18 protein-coding genes are annotated in these 20,782 nt (G+C 70.7%); 11 read left to right on the top strand and 7 right to left on the bottom strand.

What is annotated here, in order from left to right:
• The first annotated feature begins 15 nt into the window (after positions 1 to 15).
• A complete protein-coding gene (locus BFN33_RS05005) occupies positions 16 to 525 on the top strand; it encodes a helix-turn-helix domain-containing protein (protein ID WP_256122630.1) in 510 nt (169 codons plus the stop codon).
• 16 nt (positions 526 to 541) lie between these two features.
• On the opposite strand, the gene BFN33_RS05000 is transcribed toward BFN33_RS05005, so the two are convergent.
• Positions 542 to 1,147 (bottom strand): ABATE domain-containing protein, encoded by a 606-nt coding sequence (locus tag BFN33_RS05000; RefSeq protein ID WP_069758591.1) that lies wholly within the window; start codon positions 1,145 to 1,147, stop codon positions 542 to 544.
• Between the two features lie 81 nt (positions 1,148 to 1,228).
• Here BFN33_RS05000 and BFN33_RS04995 point away from each other — a divergent pair, with 81 nt between their 5' ends.
• Complete coding sequence (locus tag BFN33_RS04995) at positions 1,229 to 2,101, top strand: alpha/beta fold hydrolase (protein WP_069758590.1); 873 nt, start codon at positions 1,229 to 1,231, stop codon at positions 2,099 to 2,101.
• A 503-nt stretch (positions 2,102 to 2,604) separates the two neighbouring features.
• On the opposite strand, the gene BFN33_RS04985 is transcribed toward BFN33_RS04995, so the two are convergent.
• The 4 genes from BFN33_RS04985 to BFN33_RS04970 all read right to left on the bottom strand — a co-directional run bounded on the left by BFN33_RS04985 (position 2,605) and on the right by BFN33_RS04970 (position 6,963).
• Complete coding sequence (locus BFN33_RS04985) at positions 2,605 to 3,303, bottom strand: SDR family oxidoreductase (RefSeq protein ID WP_069758588.1); 699 nt, start codon at positions 3,301 to 3,303, stop codon at positions 2,605 to 2,607.
• Positions 3,304 to 3,534: 231 nt separating this feature from the next.
• The gene (locus BFN33_RS04980) at positions 3,535 to 5,022 is read right to left on the bottom strand and encodes a class I adenylate-forming enzyme family protein (RefSeq protein WP_069758587.1); all 1,488 of its coding nucleotides are present in this window, start codon (positions 5,020 to 5,022) and stop codon (positions 3,535 to 3,537) included.
• 35 nt (positions 5,023 to 5,057) lie between these two features.
• Positions 5,058 to 5,981 (bottom strand): alpha/beta hydrolase, encoded by a 924-nt coding sequence (locus BFN33_RS04975; RefSeq protein WP_069758586.1) that lies wholly within the window; start codon positions 5,979 to 5,981, stop codon positions 5,058 to 5,060.
• 7 nt (positions 5,982 to 5,988) lie between these two features.
• Positions 5,989 to 6,963 carry an enoyl-CoA hydratase/isomerase family protein gene (locus BFN33_RS04970; protein ID WP_069758585.1) on the bottom strand — a complete coding sequence of 325 codons (975 nt, stop codon included), beginning with the start codon at positions 6,961 to 6,963 and terminating at the stop codon, positions 5,989 to 5,991.
• A gap of 240 nt (positions 6,964 to 7,203) precedes the next feature.
• Here BFN33_RS04970 and BFN33_RS04965 point away from each other — a divergent pair, with 240 nt between their 5' ends.
• Complete coding sequence (locus BFN33_RS04965) at positions 7,204 to 7,887, top strand: TetR/AcrR family transcriptional regulator (RefSeq protein ID WP_069758584.1); 684 nt, start codon at positions 7,204 to 7,206, stop codon at positions 7,885 to 7,887.
• Between the two features lie 43 nt (positions 7,888 to 7,930).
• Here BFN33_RS04965 and BFN33_RS04960 read toward each other — a convergent pair whose 3' ends face one another.
• Positions 7,931 to 8,827 carry an SDR family oxidoreductase gene (locus BFN33_RS04960; RefSeq protein WP_069758583.1) on the bottom strand — a complete coding sequence of 299 codons (897 nt, stop codon included), beginning with the start codon at positions 8,825 to 8,827 and terminating at the stop codon, positions 7,931 to 7,933.
• 106 nt (positions 8,828 to 8,933) lie between these two features.
• Here BFN33_RS04960 and BFN33_RS04955 point away from each other — a divergent pair, with 106 nt between their 5' ends.
• The 7 genes from BFN33_RS04955 to BFN33_RS04925 all read left to right on the top strand — a co-directional run bounded on the left by BFN33_RS04955 (position 8,934) and on the right by BFN33_RS04925 (position 18,383).
• Entirely contained in the window at positions 8,934 to 9,431 is a 498-nt protein-coding gene (locus BFN33_RS04955) for a helix-turn-helix domain-containing protein (RefSeq protein WP_069758955.1), read from the top strand.
• 115 nt (positions 9,432 to 9,546) lie between these two features.
• Positions 9,547 to 10,098 carry an SRPBCC family protein gene (locus tag BFN33_RS04950; RefSeq protein ID WP_069758582.1) on the top strand — a complete coding sequence of 184 codons (552 nt, stop codon included), beginning with the start codon at positions 9,547 to 9,549 and terminating at the stop codon, positions 10,096 to 10,098.
• The gene (locus tag BFN33_RS04945; protein WP_069758581.1) at positions 10,098 to 11,159 is read left to right on the top strand and encodes an LLM class flavin-dependent oxidoreductase; all 1,062 of its coding nucleotides are present in this window, start codon (positions 10,098 to 10,100) and stop codon (positions 11,157 to 11,159) included. Before BFN33_RS04950 ends, BFN33_RS04945 begins: the two co-directional genes overlap by 1 nt.
• A 757-nt stretch (positions 11,160 to 11,916) precedes the next feature.
• Positions 11,917 to 13,329, top strand: coding sequence for a dihydrolipoyl dehydrogenase (gene lpdA, locus BFN33_RS04940; RefSeq protein ID WP_069758580.1), 1,413 nt, complete (start codon positions 11,917 to 11,919; stop codon positions 13,327 to 13,329).
• A 316-nt stretch (positions 13,330 to 13,645) separates the two neighbouring features.
• Complete coding sequence (locus BFN33_RS04935) at positions 13,646 to 14,428, top strand: oxygenase MpaB family protein (protein ID WP_256122662.1); 783 nt, start codon at positions 13,646 to 13,648, stop codon at positions 14,426 to 14,428.
• 61 nt (positions 14,429 to 14,489) lie between these two features.
• The gene (locus tag BFN33_RS04930) at positions 14,490 to 16,739 is read left to right on the top strand and encodes a serine/threonine-protein kinase (protein WP_069758579.1); all 2,250 of its coding nucleotides are present in this window, start codon (positions 14,490 to 14,492) and stop codon (positions 16,737 to 16,739) included.
• 72 nt (positions 16,740 to 16,811) lie between these two features.
• On the top strand, positions 16,812 to 18,383 hold the full coding sequence (locus BFN33_RS04925; protein WP_069758578.1) for an NAD(P)/FAD-dependent oxidoreductase: 1,572 nt from the start codon (positions 16,812 to 16,814) through the stop codon (positions 18,381 to 18,383).
• Positions 18,384 to 19,064: 681 nt separating this feature from the next.
• Here the strand turns inward: BFN33_RS04925 and BFN33_RS04920 are convergent.
• Entirely contained in the window at positions 19,065 to 19,874 is an 810-nt protein-coding gene (locus BFN33_RS04920; RefSeq protein ID WP_069758577.1) for a glucose 1-dehydrogenase, read from the bottom strand.
• Between the two features lie 54 nt (positions 19,875 to 19,928).
• On the opposite strand from BFN33_RS04920, the gene BFN33_RS04915 reads away from it, so the two are divergent.
• Complete coding sequence (locus BFN33_RS04915; protein WP_069758576.1) at positions 19,929 to 20,780, top strand: helix-turn-helix transcriptional regulator; 852 nt, start codon at positions 19,929 to 19,931, stop codon at positions 20,778 to 20,780.
• Positions 20,781 to 20,782: the final 2 nt, after the last annotated feature.

Genomic DNA, 20,782 nt, shown 5'->3' with positions numbered 1-20,782 from the left:
GCTAGAATCGTTCTCATGGATGCGTGGACCGAAGTTCTCCAAGACACCGGCATGGATCCCCGGCTCGACCGGGACACGTCGAACTGCTCGATCGCGCGGACACTGGAGATCGTGGGTGAGAAGTGGACGATCCTGATTCTGCGTGAGGTCTGGTACGGCTCGTCCCGCTTCAGCGAGTTCGAACGAGTCCTCGGCTGTCCTCGTAACCTGCTCGCGGCACGGCTTCGGATGCTGGTGGAGGAAGGGATCCTGGCCACCGAGTCCTACAAGGAGCCGGGCTCGCGGAGCCGGCCGAAGTACGTGATCACGTCCAAGGGGATGGACCTGGTGCCGGCCGTGATGGGGCTCCTGCAGTGGGGCGACCGCTACCGTGCCGACCCCGAGGGACCGGCGGTCCTGGCGCGGCATCGCGAGTGCGGTGCGCACGTCGACGTCCAGATCCGCTGCGAACAGGGCCACCCGGTGCAGGCGAAGGACATCGAGAGTATCCCCGGCCCCGCCTTTCGGATGAGGTCGCCCGAGTGAGCTGAGGCCTCTTCGGTCAGGTTTCCTTCGTCGGGCCACTCTGTCGTGCACGCACCTGATGCAGGCGGACCTTGGTGCGGTTGCCGCAGCGGGACATGGAGCACCATCGGCGGTTGCGGGCCGGGGAGCGGTCCAGGAAACGCAGAGCGCAGTTGTCGGCTCCACACACGCGCACGCGCCGGATCTCGGCGGACAGAAGCAGGTCGACGGCGTCCTGGGCGATGAGCGCCAGGGCGAGTGCGGGGTCGGCGGCGAGGGGCGTGGGGCCGACGGGCTCCAAACGGTCGCCGTTGATGACGAGTTGCAGGGCGGATCTGGGGGCCGCCGCTGCCGACCGGTTGAGCAGGGTCACGTCGCCGGATGTGGGCAGTCGGCCGTCGGCGACCGCCAGCACGGCCCGGTCGACGCTCTCACGCAGCCGTCGGGCGGACATGAGAACGGCCGCCGTGGCGGGCTCGGTGGTCCCCGGTGCGAGCAGAAGTGCCTCCCGGAGCCAGCCCGCCAGGTCGTCCGGTTCCCGGAGGGTCTCCACCGGAGTGGTTCTCCACCGGCTTCGGAGGGTGTTGGCGAAGTCCAGGCAGACCCGTCCGCCGTCCCAGATCCACCTGCTGTCCGTTGCCACGCCTTCATTCTGCACGCTAATTTAACCGTCTAAGACGGTTAGCTCGCGTTGGCTCGTAGCTCACGTCAGGAAGGCGCACCCATGGGACAGCCGACAGTCACGACCGGAGTGACGCAGGTGGACGGGGTCCGCCTGCACTACGTCCGAGCCGGGGCCGGACCTCTGCTCGTCCTGCTCCATGGCTGGCCGCAGACCTCCGACTGCTGGCGGCCGGTACTGGCGGATCTCTCCGCCGACTACACCGTCGTTGCGCCGGACCTGCGCGGATACGGCCTGAGCGACAAGCCCACCAGGGGATACGACAAGCGGCGGATGGCCGCCGACATGGCCGGCCTCGTCGAGGCGCTCGGCTTCGAGCGGGCCATGGTCGTGGGCCATGACCGCGGCGCTCGCGTGGGGCACCGCTGGGCGCTGGACCATCCGGGCCAGGTGGAGCGGCTGGCCGTGCTCGACATCGTTCCCACCCGGGAGATGTTCCGCCGCCTGGACGCCTCACTCGCCTCCGGGTACTGGCACTGGCTCTTCCACATGCAGCCCGATATGCCCGAACGTTTGGTGGGGGACGACATCCGGGGATACCTCGAGTTCTTCTTCGAGCGGTGGACCTACAACCGCCACGGACTCACGGCCGACGCGGTCGACGGCTATGTCCGTGCGTTCTCCCGTCCGGGTGCCCTGCGCGCGAGCCTCGACGACTATCGCGCCCTGGAGGAGGACATCGCGCTCGACGACATCGACGCCGCCGAAGGCCACCGCCTGGCCATGCCGTTGCTGGCGCTGTGGGGTTCCGTGGGGCTGCCTGCCCGCCTGCCGACGCTGGAGATCTGGCGTGACTACGCGGACGACGTCACCGGTGCCGAGATCCCGGAGTGCGGTCACTTCATCGCGGAGGAGCGGCCGGAGGCCCTGTTGGCGCATCTGCGGCCGTTCCTGGCCGGTGAGACGAGCGGGTGAGCACCCCCGGTGCCGCATGACTCGGCGTGTCTGCGCGGACGACAGCCCAAGAGGCGGCCCCGCCGTAACTGGCGTGGCCGCCCCTCGGTCCCGGCTTCAGGCCGCGACCGTGACACCGGGCGGAGTATCGCCCACGAGGCCGACAGCGCAGGGCCGTCGGCCTTGAGCTGCCGGGGCATCAGCGGCGCCACGGCTGCTGCCAGGGCGACCGCGCCGGCGCCGGTCCAGAGCGCGGGGGTCAGGCCGGCTGTGAACTCTGAGGCGGATCCGTAGCCGCCCTGGCCGGAGAAGACGGCGGCCGGCGTTGCGACGCCGATGGCGCCGGCGGCGATGCCTTGTTCTTCCGGGCGGACGGTGCTCATCACGAGGTTGGCGCTGGGGGCGAAGAACATGCCCAGGCTGATGCCGCAGACGATCAGTGCGGCGGGCAGCATGTGGCCGTCGACCTCGCGCGGTTCGCCGGTGAGGGCCCCGAACTCGGGCGGATCCCTGGGCCGCTGCTCTCAGGGGAGCATCGGGTAGAGCACGGAGACACCTCCGGCAAGGGCGGCCTGCGCCTGGCGGGAGGCGTCGTCCGCGACGATCTCGTAGGCGCCGGCGGCGATGCCGTCGACGGCGATCCGGGCGATGTCGGTCGGGTCGGACTTGGGCGCGTCGACGGCCCGGACCATGTCGGTGTCCATGTAGCCGACGTGCAGGCCGGCCACGCGGATGCCGCGGTCGGCGAGCTGGAGGCGCAGGGCGTTGGTGAGCGACCACTCGGCGGACTTGGCGGCACAGTAGGCGCCGAAGTCCGGGAAGCTGACCCAGGACAGGCCGGACAGGACGTTCAGGATCGCCCCGCCGCCGTTGGCCGTGATCTGGGGTTCGAAGGCGCGGACCACGGAGAGGGTGCCGATGTAGTGGGTGTCCATCTCCAGGCGTATGTCGTCCAGGTCGGCGGCCAGCAGATCGGCGCCGGTGGATGACCCGGCGTTGTTGACCAGGACCGTGACATCGCCGGTGGCCTCGGCGGCGGCCGCGATGGAGGCGGGGTCGGTGATGTCGAGCGCGATCGGCTTGGCGCCGGGCAGGTCGACCTGCTCGGGGTTGCGGGCGCCGGCGTAGACGGTGGCGCCGCGGCTGAGCAGTTCGGCGGCGAGGGCCCGGCCGAATCCCCGGTTGGCTCCGGTGACAAGGGCGGTGCTGGTGGAGAGGTCCATGGAAGGTCCTGGTGCAGTAGGTAATTGAATTACGATCATAATCTAAATGGAGAAGGGCGGTGATCGCAAGCGCCCAGCGCGGAGAGGATGCGCTCCGCCCCCGGTGTGCGACCGGCACGCACTCCACGCGAACGGGGCCCGCCTACGGCCGGCAGGCCCCTTCACGGTCCGTCGAAGGCGGACTCGGAGTTTGACGATCACCTTTCCTGGCCCAGAGAAGCTGTGGACCGCTCATGAACCAAGCTGATAGCGCCGGGCGGAGAGCGCTGCGTGGCCGGCACGCAGCGAGGCCTTGTCGATCTTGCCGACCGCGTTCTTCGCGAGGGCTTCCACCACGAAGAACTCGGTCGGGCGCTTGTAGCCGGTAAGGCTGCGCGCGCAGAGGGCTCTCAGGGCCGACGGATCGACGGTCGACCCCGGTCGCGGCTGGACGTAGGCGACGACCACCTCTCCCCACTTCTCATCGGGTACGCCGATCACGGCGGCCTCGAGCACGGTCGGGTCGCCCGCCAGCACGTCCTCGATCTCCTTGGGGTAGATGTTCTCCCCGCCCCGGATGATCATGTCCTTGGAGCGCCCGACCAGGGTCAGATAGCCCTCGGCGTCGAGGTGGCCCACATCCCCTGTGTGCAGCCAGCCGTCGACGATGACGCGGGCCGTTTCGTCAGGACGGCCGAGATAGCCACGCATGACGTTGGGGCCCCTCACGACGACTTCACCATCCGTCCCCGGCGTCACTTCTTTGCCGTTGGTGTCGACGATCCGGATCTCCTGGCCCGGGAAGGGAATCCCTACGGTCCCGGCGCGTCGAGGGCCGGCGACGGGGTTGATGGTGGAGCCGCAGGTCCCTTCGGACAGGCCGTACCCCTCGACGAGCGGGAACCCGTACCGGGCCTCGAACCGGGTCAGCAGCTCGGCGGAGGCGGGTGCGGCGCCGCATACTCCGAAGCGCAGCGACGAGGTGTCGGGCCGGACGTCGTCCGGGAGTGCCGCGAGCATGCTGTAGATCGTCGGCACCGCGCTGAAGAAGGTGGGGCGTTCCCGCTCGACGAGTTCGAAGAAGGTTCGGGGATCGAAGCGGCCCGCGATGACGACGCTCGCGCCCACGAGCAGCGGCAGAAGGACGCTGACCACGATGCCGTTGACATGGAAGAGCGGCAGGACCAGCAGGCACCGGTCGGTCGGCCCGACCTCCAGCGCCCGGCGCCCCATCTCCACCATGGCGTCGATGTTGGCGTGGTCGAGCATCACGCCCTTGGGCACCCCGGTCGTACCGCTGGTGTAGATGAGCAGGGCCAGCGCGGCCGGATCCAGAAGCGGTGCTTGATCCGGCTCCGTTGTTCCTTCGTACAGTTCACCGACGGCGAGTACGGCGACCTCGTGCGCCATGACGGCCGTACCGTCCTCGACCACCAGCAGGCGCGCACCGGAGTCCTGGAGCTGCCGGACCACTTCGACGTCGGTCATGCTCGGGTTGACCGGCGTGACGGTGGCGCCGAGCCGCCAGGCGGCGAACAGCAGCACGACGAACTCGACGCGGTTCGCCAGCTGGAGGGCGACGACGTCACCGGGACCGAGGCCGAGGTCCTGGAGCTGACGCGCTGTCATGCGGACCCGGTTCAGCAGGTGGGTGTTGGTGAGGGACTGGTGCCCGTCACGGACCGCGGCCCCGTGGGGGTCGAGCTCGGCGCGGCGGTCGGGCAGGGAAGCGAAATTCATGGCGGGCGTACCTGTCTCGGTGTGATGCGATCCGGTCAGGGAGTCTGGGCGGCGGGCGCCGGGTGCAGCTGGCGGACGAGGAACTCGGTCTGGTCGTGGACCAGTTGCTCGAAGGTCTCACCGGTGTAGAAGTCGAAGTGGCCGGCGTCGTACCTCTTGATCTCGCCGTGGGGCGCGGTGCCCGCGTACCGGAGGGTCTGGGCGGGAGGCGTGACCGAGTCGGTGTTGCTGACGCAGAAGAGGATCGGGACGGTGACCTTCTTCGCCGCACGTCCGGGCCGGTAGGCGGCGATGGTCGGGATCACCCGTGCCGCCACCTCGTGGCGGAACGTCTTGCCGGGCGGCTGGAGAGCCTGGTAGCCGGGCAGGGCGTCCGGGGCGTTCATGAGGGCCGGTGAACCGGGGGCGGCGGCGATGGGAACCATCGCGGGCGCTTTGCCGCGGATCCTCGTCGCCAGATCCCGGGCGAGCACGGGGGTCATCCTGAGCGAGGCGAGCGGGCCCAGCGCGAGCGCGGAGGCGAGACCGTCGGTGAACGGGCACTGGGCCACGGCCGCGCGCAGTTCGGGATGGCGTGCGGCGACGGTGATGGCGTGGCCGCCGCCGAAGGAGCTGCCCCAGACCGCGACCCGGGAGCGGTCGACGTCCGTGCGGGAGCTGACGTAGGCGAGTGCGGCGTCCCAGTCGGCGAGCTGGCGCCTGATCGACAGCAGCTGGCGCGGGTGGCCGCCGCTGTCGCCGAAGTGCCGGTAGGTGAAGGCGACGGCGGCGATGCCCGCTTGGGCGAAACGTTCGGCGAAGGCGTCCAGACGCATCTCGCGGGTCGCGCCCAGGCCGTGCCCGAGGACGACGACGGGCGGGGAGGTGACGCCCGTGGGGAGGTAGAGCCAGCCGGCACAGGTGCTGTCGCCGGAGGGGAACGTGATGTCCTGACGGGTGAAGGAGTGCGCGGTGCTCATCGTCGACTCACCGCCGCGTCGTCTTCGTCGAGCGGCGCCCGGGCACACTGCCCGAGGCGAGCGCCTGCGCGTAGGTGTCCGGACGGTAGAGGGGGAGCTCGCCGGTGGCGTCCGTCGTCTGCAGGTAGTCGAGCATCAGTTCCTGCCCCTCCTTCGACATGACTCTGGTGAAGAACTCGGCGCGTTCGACGTGCAGGCCGTCCTCCAGCGACATGGAGCCGCCGAGGTACACCGACCGCTTGGCGGCCGCCACCGAGCCCTTCGGCCGCTTGCCGAAGCGTTCCGCGAGTTCGACCGCCTGCGCGAGCACCTTCTGCTGTGCGACGACCTGGTCGACGGCCCCGTTGGCGAGGGCCTCCGCGGGCGTGAAGGGCTTGCCTTCGAGAATCGCGGCCAGGGACCGGTGGGTGCCGATCAGGCGGGTCAGCCGCTGGGTGCCGCCTCCACCCGGGATGATGCCGAGGAGGATCTCCGGCTGGCCGATGAAATAGTCCCCGTCGGCCATGACCCGCAGATCGCACGCCCAGGCGAACTCGGCGCCGAGGCCCAGTGCGGAACCGTTGAGGGCGGCGACGAAGAGGACACCGCTGGCGTTCATCCGCAGGAAGGTCCGGTGCAGACGCTCCAGTTGGAGGGCTCCGCGCATCGGGGTCCTGCGCATCACGGCCCCGAGGACACGGGCCCGGTCCACGTGCTTCGCCACGCGTACGACGGCTGCGGCGGCGCGTAGTCCTACCGTAGGGCTCGCGGCGCCCTCTTCCTGCAGCCACCGCACCGCGGCATGGCTGACGAACCGCTCGGGATGTGCCCCGGTGAAGACGACGGCGCGGATGCCCGGATCGCGGTCGGCCCGGGCCACCAGCTTGTCGAGCTGCTGGGCGATGTCGAGGCCGAACTCCTGATGCGGGCCGCCGTCGACCCGGACGATCAGGACGGCCCCGCGATCTTCGATCTCCAGATGGCCCTTGTCTTTGTACGTCATGAATGTGCTCCCGTGCTGAGTTCAGAGGGAAGGTGTGCGGGGACAGGCGCGGAGTGGCCGCGTGTCGCAGCGAGGGGTCGGGTTCGCGCCGGTGGCAGGAGACTGGACCGGCGCGTTATGAGGTGCCCGAGGGCGGACGTCATGTCCGAGACGGCACGGCACGCGTGATGTGTACTATTGCCGCGAGGAATTACATAACCAAGTTATTTCGGGTGTGTCAACGATGGAGGCGTGCGGGACATGGCAGGGCGGGCGAGGCTTGACGACGCACCGGAACGGCTCGTGCGGGCGGCCATCGGCCTGCTGGCCGAGCAGGGGCCATCGGCCGTGAAGGCGCGCACGGTGGCTTCCGCGAGCGGACTGTCGACGATGGTGGTCTACAGCCACTTCGGTGGCATCCCGGAGCTGATGGGCGCTGTCGCCGACCATGGGTTCAGGGAACTCGGCACAGCGTTCGCCCGGGTGCCGGTGACGGAGGACCCGATCGCGGATCTCTTCGCGATGGCGTTGACCTGCCGTCGGCTGGCCCGCGAGAACCCTCACCTCTACGACCTGATGTTCGGACTGTCGACCAGGGCGACGTACCGGCCCCTCTCGGATGCGGACCTTCGCCTGAGCGGGCATTCCCCGGCCTTTCGGGAAGCCCACGCCCATGTGCTCGCGGCGTGCGAACGGCTGGTGCGCTCCGGCAGGGTCGAGCGGCAGGAACCCGAAGCCGTCGCCGCCCAGTTGTGGAGTTTCGTGCACGGTTACATCACCCTTGAACTGGCCGAGCACTTCGTCGAGTTCGACGACGCCGTGGCGCAGGTGCTCCTGCCGATGGGCGTGAACTTCTCGGTCGGGCTGGGTGACGAGCGGGAACGTGCCGAGGCCTCGCACGCGGCCGGCGCGCGCCTGTACGACTCGATCGTCCAAGGTGGTTGAGAAGCCGGGGGAGTTGGGCGCACCCTGGTGCGCCGGTGTGCGGCTAGGAGGATCTGGTCTCCGCGGCGAGGGCATCGGTGCCGGGCGTGACTTGGTCATGCCTCCCCAGCGCCGCGACCTCCCGTTCGAGGGAAGGCACCGCCCGGGCCGCGAAGCGCCTGGCCCAGGGCCAAGCCAGCGGTGAGTTCAGCGCTCCCTTCGCCCAGTTGGCCACGGCGACCGCGCGCGGCACGTACACGCGGCTGCGCCGGCGCACCAGCCCGTCGACGATCGCGGCGGCCGCCCGGTCGGCGCTCGTGGTGACGTTGCCGGGATAGGGCAGCCGGTTGCGCAGGCCCTGGAAGGACGGGAGATCCGCTTCGGCGCCCCGGACGAGGTCCGTGTCGATCCAGGAGGGGTGCACCAGGCCGACCGTGACCCCGAGGTGTGCCACCTCCTGGCGGTAGGTCAGGGCGAGCAGTTCGGCCGCCGCCTTGCTCGCGCCGTACGAGGCCATCGCGGCCAGCGGCATGAACGACAGCGCGGACGCCACGACCAGCACATGACCCCGGCTGCGCTCCAGGTGGGGCGTCGCGTACTTGAGGGTGCGGAACACGCCGTTGAGGTTGATGTCCATCACCCGCTCGAACGACGCCTCGTCCGTCTGCCGCACCGTGCCGTAGGCCACCACGCCGGCATTGGCGACGACGAGGTCGATGCCGTCCATGACCTCGGCGGCCCCGTCGATCGCCGACCGCAGAGCGGCGGCGTCGCACACGTCGGCCTCACGCCAGGAAGCGGTGGGGCCCAGCTCATCGGCGAGGTCACGCAATCGATCCGGCTCCAGCCCGATCAGGGTCACACGGGCACCTCGGGCGCCGGCGAGACGTGCCACCTTCGCGCCGATGCCGCGAGCTGCTCCGGTGACAACCAGCCTTCTGCCCAGCAAGTCACGTTTCATGGCGGCAACATAACTTCGTTATTGATGGAACACAAGAGGCTGCTCATCGGCCCATGTTCGGTTCACCTGCTGGGTCTCACGACTGGACGAACCTATGCTGGCCGTCATGAGGCGGACATCCTTTGCGCAGTGGCCCTGCTCGATCGCGCGGACCATGGATTTGCTCGGCGACCAGTGGACGCCGTTGGTGCTGCGCGAGGCGTTCTACGGGATCCGGCGGTTCGACGCGTTCCAGGAGTCGCTGGGGATCGCCCGCAACACGCTGACGGACCGGCTGCGCCGGCTGGTGGAGGAGGGGCTGCTGGAGAAGCGGCCGTACCAGACGGAGCCGGTTCGACACGACTACGTGCTCTCCGAGAAGGGGCGCGACTTCTACGGCGTGCTGCTGGTGATGAACCGGTGGGGAGACCGCTGGCTGGCCGGGGAAGCGGGTCCGCCGGTGACGATGCTGCACGACGCGTGCGGACGGGAAACCCATGCCGAGGTGGTGTGTGCCGCCTGCGGCGAGCCCATGACCGCGGACAACACTCGCGCGCTGATGGGCCCCGGCTATCCACCGCATCTGGCCGAACGGTCGGACGTGCAGGAGCGGTTCGCGGGCTGAATGGTCAGCCCTGTGGTGGCCTGTGCACGCCCTTGACAAGTAAGTCCTTTTACGCAACTTTACTGGTCAGGTGCTCGAATGAGGATTCTCGGTAGAGACAGGGGGCCGCAGGACCATGGAGTGGACAGGCGCGCGCTACGCGGACAAGCCGACGGTTGAGGTCCACACCTGGATCGCCGCCCCGTCGGCTCGAGTGTGGGCGCTGGTTGCCGACATCGAGCTCATGCCGCGGCTGAGCTCCGAGCTCCAGTCGGTCGAGTGGCTGGACGGCCGTAACGGCCCTGCGCCGGGAGCCCGGTTCATCGGCCGGAGCAAGCATGAGGCGTTCGGAGAGTGGGCCACCACGTCCCACGTCGTCGAGTACGAGCCGTCGAGGACGTTCGCCTGGGCGGTCGAGGGTCCGCAGCATCCGTCGGCGGTCTGGCGGTTCACTTTGGCGCCGCAGGACGGCGGCACTCTCCTCACGGAGTGGATGCAGATGGGGCCGGGCCGCTCGGGCCTCTCCTATGCCATTGATCGTATGCCGGAGAAGGAGCAGAAGATCGTCTTCGTACGGATGCGGGAGTTCGAGGCCAACATGACCGTCACCCTCGAAAAGATCAAGAAACTGGCCGAGAGCACCGGAGGCACCGAGGGGACCGGGACCTCGGGCGAGGTGGGTCTCTGATGCGTACCTCCACCACGATCGAGGCCTCCGGGGGCGACTGGCGGGAGATCGTCGACTACGTCACCGAGGGGGAGAAACTCGGTCTGGACATCTGCTGGGTCGCGGAGGCATGGGGTTCCGAGGCGCCCTCGCCGTTGGGCTACCTCGCCGCGAAGACCGAGCGCATGCTTCTCGGATCGGGGATCATCCAGCTCGGTACCCGCACCCCGATGGCCATCGCCCGCGCCGCGATCACGTTGTCGCAGCTGTCCCAGGGGCGTTTCCTCCTGGGGCTCGGCCCCTCCGGACCGCAGGTGATCGAAGGGCTGCACGGCGTGCCCTTCGCCCGGCCGCTGTCGCGCATGCGGGAGACCGTCGAGATCGTCCGACGGGCCGCCGCCGGAGAAAAAGTCTCGTACGAGGGGCGGGAGTTCCAGATCCCGCTGCCGGGCGGGGACGGCAGGCCCATGCGCCTGTCCATGCGCGCCGAGTACGACATCCCCGTCTACCTGGCCACCCTCTCGCCGAAGATGCTGCACCTGACCGGCGAGATCGCCGACGGCTGGCTGGGCACCAGTTTCGTGCCCGAAGGTGCCAAAGAGGCGTACTTCGATCACCTGGACCAGGGCTTGGCCACCGCCGGCCGCACTCGCTCCGACCTCGACATCTGCCAGGGCGCCGAGGTCGCCTTCGCGGACGACGAGGACGTGTTGCGCGCGATGGTGGCCGGGCGCAAGAAGGAGCTGGCCTTCAGCCTCGGTGGCATGGGCTCCGCGACCACGAACTTCTACAACAACGCCTACAGCCGCCAGGGCTGGGCCGAGGTGGCCGCCGAGGTCCGGACCCGCTGGCAGGCCGGAGACCGGGACGGCGCGGTCGCACTGGTCACCGACGAGATGGTGCTGGCGACCACGCTGATCGGAACCGAGGACATGGTGCGCGAGAGGCTGCGCGTGTGGCGCGGTGCCGGTGTCGACACGGTTCGTTTCTACCCCGCCGGCGAGACCCTTGACGCCCGCCTCGTCACCCTGGGCCGGGCCATCGAGCTGGTCCGCGACATCGAGGACGAGGCGGGCCGGTAGCGAGAGACCTTGGTGACCGAGGCGGGCGGTGGCGTCAGGCCATGGCGACGAAGGCGGGTCGTCCTGCGCCGACGTTGTCCACCCGACCCAGGTTCAGGGCTACCGGACGCTGATGCCGTCGACCGCCCTGGCGCAGACCCGCCCACAGCAGCCGGGCGACAGTGGCGACGGGAACGTACGGTTGCGGTGCACCGCGTTCGGCCGTGCAGACCGTCGCCAGGATCCACGTGGGCCGCTCCGGCCGGGTGGTCCGAGCGGCTCCCGGGATCGCCGGGCGAGCCGGACCCCGGCGGCCGTTCCCTGGCGACGGCGGTCGCCCGCGCCCGGCCACGACCCCCGCTATCGGATCCGATCCGTACGAGATGACAGGACCCCTTCTGGCGTGGGGCGCCGCCCGCGAGGCACAGCCGGATGCCGTCCTCCAGCCCGGTGCGCACGGCGTGGTCGCCGCCTTGGGCCTCGAAGCGCTCAGTCAGTGGCCGCCGAGGCAGGAGTACACGAAGTCGACGGGGCGTCGGTCCGCCGTCGATGATGGCGGAACGGGCATAGATCACGGCGCCGGGGCGCTGAAGCGGACGTGCGGGGAACTGCTGCCGAGGTGGTGCACCATGTGGTCGCCTCACTCGTCACCCACCGGCTCCCCGGCGGTGGGCGGTGGCGGATGCCGCCGCTGTCGAGTTGATGACCAGGTTGTTCGATCGGGAGTGAGCCGGCCCCTCGCGGGGAGCCGGCCGCCCCAGCGGAAAGGAAGCCGTCCATGGACGAGCAGGGTGAGCACTTCGACGTCGTCGTACTCGGCGCGGGCCCCGGCGGATACGTAGCCGCCATCCGGGCCGCCCAACTGGGCAAGCGCGTCGCGGTAGTCGAGGAGAAGTACTGGGGCGGCGTCTGTCTGAACGTGGGCTGTATCCCCACCAAGGCCCTGCTGCGCAACGCCGAGCTCGCGCACCTCTTCACGCGCGAGGCGAAGACCTTCGGCATCAAGGTGGACGGTGAGGTCTCCTTCGACTACGGGGAGGCCTTCCGCCGCAGCCGGAAGGTCGCGGACGGCCGGGTCAAGGGCGTCCACTACCTGATGAAGAAGAACAAGATCACGGAGATCAGCGGTCGCGGTACGTTCGTCGACCCGCACACGCTCCAGGTGGCCGACTACGACGGCAACACCCGCTCCATCGGCTTCGATCACTGCATCATCGCCGCCGGTGCGAGCCCCAAGCTGCTGCCCGGCACCCGTCGCACGTCGCGCGTGGTGACGTTCGAGGAGCAGATCCTGGCCGAGGACCTGCCGCAGTCCATCGTGATCGCCGGCGCCGGCGCGATCGGTGTCGAGTTCGCGTACGTGCTGCACAACTACGGCGTGAAGGTGACGATCGTCGAGTTCCTGGACCGGGTCGCCCCGCTGGAGGACGCCGAAGTCTCCGCCGAACTGGCAAAGCAGTACCGTAAGTTGGGCATCGATGTCCTCACGTCCACCCGCGTCGAGTCGATCGACGAGTCCGGCCCGCAGGTCCGTGTCACGGTGACCGGCAAGGACGGCGCCCAGCAGGTCCTGGAGGCCGACAAGGTCCTGCAGGCGATCGGCTTCGCCCCGAACGTCACCGGCTACGGCCTGGAGAACACGGGCGTGCGCGTCACCGAGCGCGGCGCGATCGACGTCGACGGCCGGTGCCGCACCTCCGTCCCGCACATCTACGCCATCGGCGACGTCACCGCGAAGCTGATGCTCGCGCACGCCGCCGAGGCGATGGGCGTGGTCGCCGCCGAGACGATCGCGGACGCGGAGACCATGGAGCTGGACTACGTGATGATCCCGCGGGCCACCTTCTGCCAGCCCCAGATCGCCAGCTTCGGCTACACCGAGGCGCAGGCGCGGGAGAAGGGCTTCGACGTCCAGGTCGCCAAGTTCCCGTTCACCGCGAACGCCAAGGCCCACGGTCTGGGCGACGCGACCGGTTTCGTGAAGCTGATCAGCGACGCCAAGTACGGCGAGCTCCTCGGCGGTCACCTGATCGGCCCGGACGTCACCGAACTCCTCCCCGAGCTGACCCTGGCCCAGCAGTGGGACCTCACCGTCCACGAGGTCGCCCGCAATGTCCACGCCCACCCGACCCTGGGCGAGGCGGTCAAGGAAGCCGTCCACGGCCTCGCAGGGCACATGATCAACATGTAGCACGGCGCTCGACGCGGCGGGGACAGGGCCCGTTGGCGCTCGGATCGGTTTCGCGACCTCGAGCCGCCAGGGGGCCCTGATGGCAGTGAGTCCGCCGGGGGCCGGCATCGTGATCGCCGGTGACAAGGGAATGACCCAGCGGCGTTCTGGGAACGATCCGGAGTGACCTCGGGTTCGGGGATCGGCGTGATGCTCTGGAGACAGGTGGGAGGCCGTGATCACACCTGGACGTACGGCAGGCACGGCCGGCTTCGAGGCCGGCGATCCCGGGCTGTTCACCCCGGAGTCGGTGACCTGGCAGATCCACGGCGACCCGATGATGTGGGTCGCCGGCATCCGCGCGCTCTACCTCCAGGCCCTGCATCCGCGCGCCCTGCGGGGGGTCATGCAGAACTCCGACTTCCGGCGCGAAGCCTGGGGCCGGCTGATGCGCACCGCCAACTTCGTCGGCACGACGACCTACGGCACCACGGAGGCCGCCGAGAAGGCAGGCGCCAGGGTCCGGAAGATCCACAGCATGCTCGGGGCGACCGACCCCGTCATCGGTGAGCGCTACGGCGTCGACGAACCCGGACTCCTGCTGTGGGTGCACTGCGCCGAGATCGACTCCTACCTCCAGGTCGCCCGCCGCTCCGGCTTCCGCCTCACCGACGAACAGGCGGACCGCTATATATCCGAACACCGGGTCAGCGCCCGCCTGGTGGGCCTGGACCCCGACGCCGTACCGGCGAGCCGGTCGGAGATGGCCGCCTACTTCGAGAAGATGCTCCCCGAACTCGCCGCCACGCCCGAGTCCCGCGAAGTGGACGACTTCCTCCTCCGCCCGCCGACGCACCCCCTCCTCGTCCCGGCGCGTGAGCTGCTGTGGCGGCGCGTGGCGCAGCTGGCGTACGCCGCGCTGCCGCCGTACGCCCACGAGCTGTACGGCAGGAAAGCGCCCGAACCCACCACCGTCACCCGCCAGTTGCGCGCCACCGGCACCCTGCTGCGCTGTGTTCCCGCACGTCTGCGCTGGCAACTCCCGCCCAAACACATCCTGCGCGCCATGGCCCGCCTCGGACCGGGCTCCCGCCCCGCCCCGTACAAACTCGGACGATAGGTCGCCATACTGGGCGAGACAGGGGAGGGCGGGGCGAACTTTACGGGGGCGGTCGCAGGAGATGGGGGACAGCAGGCTCATCCAGGGTCGGTACCGGCTGCTCGATCTGATCGGGCGCGGCGGCATGGGCGAGGTGTGGCGGGCGCGCGACGAGTCGCTGGGCCGCCATGTCGCCGTGAAGTGTCTCAAGCCGCTGGGCGGGCACCACGACCAGAACTTCACCAGGGTCCTGAGAGAGCGGTTCCGGCGTGAGGCGCGCGTGGCCGCCGCCCTCAGCCACCGCGGCATAACGGTCGTCCATGACTTCGGCGAGTCCGACGGCGTCCTCTACCTGGTGATGGAGCTCCTGGACGGCCGCAACCTCAGCCAGCTCCTCGACGACAACAAACAGCACCCGCTGCCCGTCGCGGACGTCGTCGAGATCGCCGACCAGGTCGCCGCCGCCCTCGCCTACACCCACCAGCAGGGCATCGTGCACCGGGACCTGAAGCCCGCGAACATCGTCCGGCTCACCGACGGCACGGTGAAGATCTGCGACTTCGGCATCGCCCGCCTCGGCCACGACGTCGACTTCACCTCCCGGCTGACCGGCACCGGCATCGCGATGGGCACCCCGCACTACATGTCACCGGAGCAGATAGGGGGTTCCGAGGTCGACCAGCGCAGCGACCTGTACTCCCTGGGATGTGTGCTGTACGAGATCGCCACCGGCGCACCGCCGTTCGACCTGGAGGACGCGTGGGCGATCCTCGTCGGCCACCGCGACACCCCACCCCGGCCGCCGCGCAGCCACCGCGCCGAACTCCCGGAGTACCTCGAGAGGGTCATCCTCGACCTGCTGGCCAAACAGCCCGAACAGCGCCCGCACGACGCACGTGAGCTGGGCCGCCGGATCACCCTGGGCCGCACCACCCCGGCTTACGTGCCCACCGTCGTGACCCCGCGGCCCGACTTCCGGCCGCCGGAGTCCGCCGAGCCCGCCCGCCCCCGCGAGACCCGGCTGCCGTCCTGGACCCGTGGCATGACCACCGGCCACAAGGCCACCGGCGCCGGCCTCGTCACCACACCCCCCGACGCCGGGGCCGGCCTCACCGGCGAGTGGATCGCCCGCCCCACCACCGGCCGCACCCAGGAACCCGTGCCGGACGAGCCGCCCGTGCCCTCCGCGCAGGCACTCGCGGCACTCGCCGGACGGCACAACGCGGGACTCAGCCTCGGTCGCCTGGGCCGCTGGGCCGAGGCCGGCGAAGTGCACCGCGCGGTCGCCGCCGAGCGCGAGCACCTGCTCGGCCCCGACCACCCCGACACCCTCGCCAGCCGCTACGAAATCGCCTTCACCCTCAGCCGCACCGGCCGCGCCGCCGACGCCCTGCGCGAGTACAAGCACGTGGCCGCGACCAGGACCCGCGCCCTGGGCGCCGATCACCCCGACACCCTCGCCGCCCGCCAGGAAATGGCGTACGTCCTCGGCCAGCTGGGCCGCCACTTCGACGCCCACCAGGTCTACAACTCGGTGCTCACCGCACGGGAACGCGGTATGGGCCCCGACCACCCCGACACCCTCCGCTGCCGCCACAACCTCGCCTTCAACCTCAGCAGGCTCGGCCGCCTGGAGGACTCGTACCGCATGGCCTGCGAGGTGGCCGCGGCCCGCACCCGGGTGCTTGGCCCCCACCACCCCGACACCCTGGTCACCCGCTACGAAGTCGCCTACGCACTAGGCCAGTTGGGGCGCTGGGGGGAGGCCCTGCAGACCTACCACGAGGTCGCCGAAGCCCGCGCCCAGGCGCTCGGCCCCGACCACCCCGACACCCTCGCCGCCCGCTACGAGGTCGGCATCAGCCTCGGGCGCCTCGGCCGCAGCGCGGACGCCCTCCAGCTCTACCGCGACCTCGTCGAGGACCGCACCCGCGTCCACGGGCCCGCCCACCCCGAGACCCTGCGCGCCCGGCACGGCCTCGGTGTCAACCTCGGCCGCCTCGGCCGCTGGGAAGAAGCCCTCGCCGAGTCCCGTGACGTGTGCGCGATCCGCGAACGAGTCCTCGGGGCCGAACACCCGGACACCCTGGTCAGCCGCCGCGAGGTCGCCGTGGGCCTGGGCTGGCTGGGCCGCTGGGCGGACGCCCTCACGGAGTACCGCAAGGTGGCCACCGCCCGCGAACGCGTCCTCGGCGCCGACCACCCCGACACCCTCGCCAGCCGCAATGACGAGGCCCACTGCCTGGAGCAGCTGGGGCGGGGCGCGGAGGCGGTGGAGCTGTACCGCCGGGTGGCGGTGCTGCGGCAGCAGCGGGCGTCGGGAGCACAGTGACCGGGGCCGGGGTTGTGGGCCGGCTGCGGTCCACCTCTGGCCGACCTAGATCACCACGTGTTACGAAGAACCATGCCTGCACACGAGGGACTCCACCGCAGTTACGACGCCGTCATCGTCGGCGGGGGCCACAACGGACTGGTCGCCGCCGCCTATCTGGCCCGGGCCGGGCGGTCCGTACTGGTGCTCGAGCGGCTCGGGAACACCGGGGGCGCGGCGGTTTCCACCCGGCCGTTCTCGGGGGTGGACGCCCGGCTGTCGCGCTACTCGTATCTGGTCAGCCTGCTGCCCAGGAAGATCGTCCGCGACCTCGGCCTGGACTTCCGCGTCCGCACGCGCAACGTCTCGTCGTACACCCCCGTGGAACGCGACGGCAGGCCGACCGGTCTGCTCGTCGGCGGCGGCGAGCGCCGCACCAGGGAGGCCTTCGCCCGGCTCACCGGCGGCGAACGCGAGTACCAGGCCTGGCAGCGGTTCTACGACATGACGGGCCGCGTCGCGCAGCGGATCTTCCCCACCCTCACCGAGCCGCTGCCCACCCGGGACGAACTGCGCCTGCGGGTGGACGACGAGGAGGCGTGGCGGGTCCTGTTCGAGGAGCCGATCGGCGTGGCCGTGGAGGATCGTTTCGCCGATGACCTGGTCCGGGGTGTCGTCCTGACCGACGCGCTCATCGGCACCTTCGCCGACGCCCACGACCCCTCCCTCAAGCAGAACCGCTGCTTCCTCTACCACGTGATCGGCGGCGGGACCGGAGCCTGGGACGTCCCCGTCGGCGGCATGGGCGCCCTCACCGACGCTCTCGCCACGGCGGCACGGGACGCGGGCGCGGTTCTCGCCACCGGGCACGAGGCCGTACGGATCGACACGGACGGCAGCGCGGCGGAGATCACCTATCGCACGGCCGCCGGAGAGGGCAGCGTCGCGGCCCGGCACGTCCTGGTCAACGCCTCACCGCAGCAACTCGCCGTGCTCACCGGCGACCAGCCGACCACGCCCGCCGAGGGCGCCCAGCTCAAGGTCAACATGCTGCTCAAGCGCCTCCCGCGACTGCGCGACAACGAGGTGGACCCGCGCGAGGCGTTCTCCGGCACCTTCCACATCGCCGAGGGCTACCAGGAGCTGGCCACCGCCCACGCCGAGGCCGCCGCCGGCCGGCTGCCCACCGCGCCGCCGTCCGAGATCTACTGCCACTCCCTGACCGACCCGACGATCCTCGGCCCTGACCTCGTCGAGCAGGGCTATCACACCCTCACCCTGTTCGGCTTGCACACCCCCGCCCGGCTCTTCGACCGGGACAACGACGCCGTACGCGAGGAACTCCTCAAGTCGACCCTCGCCCAGCTCGACGCCCACCTCGCCGAGCCGCTGGCCGACTGCCTGGCCACGGACGCGGACGGCCGGCCCTGCATCGAGGCCAAGACCCCGCTCGACCTGGAACGGGACCTGCGGCTGCCCGGCGGCAACATCTTCCACCGGGAACTGTCCTGGCCGTACACCCAGGAGGGCACCGGCCGCTGGGGCGTGGAGACCCGGCACACGAACGTGCTGCTGTGCGGGGCGGGCGCCGTGCGCGGCGGCGGGGTGAGCGGCGTGCCGGGTCACAACGCGGCGATGGCCGTACTGGAGGAACTCGGAGCCTGACATGCACTGGCCGCGGGGCCTGTCTTTCAGGCCCGGCTGCCGTGCGCTGCTCGGGTGTGCCTGTCTTCAGGCCGGCTGCCGTGTGCCGCTTGAGTGCGCGTGCCCTTCGGGCTCGGCTGCCGCGTCCCGTTTTCAGGGCGCTTGCCCTCGGGCGGTTGCCGTGCGCCGCTCGGGTGCGGCTCCCTTCAGGTCGGCCGTCGTGCCCCGCCGCGGCGACCACCCCTCACGTCCGGCTGCCGCCGTCGACCCGGAGTACCACGGCCCGGCCGCGTGTCCCGCTCGTGTGCGTGCCTGCCTTCAGGGCCGGTTGCCGTGCGCCGCTCGGGTGCGGCTCCCCCTCGGACGGGCTGCGGTGTCCCACCGCGGTGCCCGCCCCTCACGTCCGGCTGCAGCCGTCGACCCGGAGCACTACAGCCCGGCTGCGTGTCCCGCTCGTGTGCGCGCGACTGTCTCAGGCCGGTTGCCGTGCGCCGTTCGAGTGCGCCTGCTCTCGGACCGGTGGCCGTGTCTCGCCGCGGTGCCCGCCCCTCACGTCCGGCTGCCGCCGTCGAGCTGGAGTACTACGGCCCGGCTGCGTGTCTCGCTCGTGTGCGTGCCTGCCTTCAGGGCCGGTGGCCGTGCGCCGCTCGGGTGCGGCTCCCCCTCGGACGGGCTGCCGTGTCCCGCCGCGGTGCCCGCCTCTCACGCCCGGCTGCCGCCGTCGACCTGGAGTACCACTCCGGTGACGTACGAGGCCCGGTCGCTGAGGAGCCAGGCGGCGGCCTCGGCGATCTCGGACGGGTCGGCGCCTCGGCCCAGCGGTGTCTGCGCGACGAGCTGCTCGACGATGCCCGGGGAGTTCGTCTCCCATTCGTCGATCATCTCGGTCAGCGTGGTGCCCGGGGCGATGGCGTTGACGCGGATGCCTTCCGGGCCGTAGGTGGCGGCGGCCGACGCGGTCAGGCTGTTGACCGCACGCTTCGCGGCGCCGTACGCGGGCAGCCAGGGGTTGGCCATCAGGCTGCCGACGCTGGAGTTGTTGACGATCGCGCCGGTGCCCGCGGTGGCCCGGATCGCGGCGATCTCGGCGTTCATCGCCAGCCAGGGGCCCTTGAGGTTGACGGAGATGACGTGGTCGAAGTCGGCCTCGGACAGCTGGTCCATCGGGCCGGGCTGCTGGCTGGTCGCACCGTTGTTGAAGGCGATGTCCAGCCTGCCGTACAGCTCGACGGCCCGGTCCACGGCGGCCTGGACGCTCGTCGGGTCGGCCAGGTCACAGAGGACGTAGTCGGCGGTGCCGCCCGCCGCCCGGATCTCCTCGGTCACGGCCTTGAGCTGGGTTTCGGTGCGGGCGGCGAGCAGCACGCGGGCGCCCTCCTGGGCGAACAGCCGTGCGGCCGCCGCGCCGATGCCACGTCCGGCACCGGTGACGAAAGCGACCTTGTCGGCGAGCAGGGGTGTGATCGTGGTGTTGGTCATGCCGACGAGCCTCCCCCTGGCCACGATCCTCATCCAGGCACCAGTGGTACCTGGCTGGGCGCCCCCGAACCCGCGCACACTGGGCAGGTGGACCGACGAGAACTGGCCGACTTCCTGCGCAGCCGACGCGAGCGCATCACCCCCGCGGACGTGGGCCTGCCCGCCGGGCCGCGCCGCCGCACTCCGGGCCTGCGCCGCGAGGAGGTGGCGCAGCTGGCGTACATCTCCACCGAGTACTACACCCGGCTGGAGCAGTCGCGCGCACCCCGCCCCTCCCTCGAGGTGCTGGCCCAGGTCGCCCGCGCCCTGCGCCTGTCGGACGCCGAACGCGACCACCTCCACCATCTAGCAGGCACCCCGCCGGGCCCGCGGCCGGGCCCCTCCCGCGAGGTGCGCCAGAGCATCGTCGACCTGCTGCACCGGCTGCCGCAGGCCGCCGCGATCGTCATCTCGGCCGCCTATGAGGTCATCGCCTGGAACGACCTGGCCGCGGCCCTCATGGAGGACTTCTCCGCCCTTTCCCGCCGCGACCGCAACCTCGTCCGGCGTGCCTTCCTCGGCCCACACCCGGAGGGCCAGCGACTCTACGGGGTGTCGGACGGGGAGGAGTTCGCACTGTCCTCGGTACAGCAGCTGCGCGCCGCCTCCGCCCGCTATCCCGACGATCGCGAGCTGACCGGCCTGGTGGCGGAACTCCTCGACGGTAGCGAGGAGTTCGCCCGGCTGTGGGCCGCCCACGACGTCGCCTCCCGCCCCACCCTCCGCAAGACCTTCGACCACCCCGTCGTCGGCCCGGTCGCCGTCAACTGCGACGTCCTGGACATCGCCGACCGGGACCAGCGCGTGGTGATCTACACGGCCACGCCCGGTTCCCCGTCCGAAGAAGCGCTACGACTGCTGTCGGTCGTCGGCACCCAGCGGCTGGACATTCCCGGCTGAGC

The sequence above is a fragment of the Streptomyces sp. LUP47B genome (assembly GCF_001746295.1).
Classification (GTDB): domain Bacteria; phylum Actinomycetota; class Actinomycetes; order Streptomycetales; family Streptomycetaceae; genus Streptomyces.
Note: the sequence above shows the minus strand (reverse complement) of the source record. Positions and strands in the feature narration are given on the sequence as shown.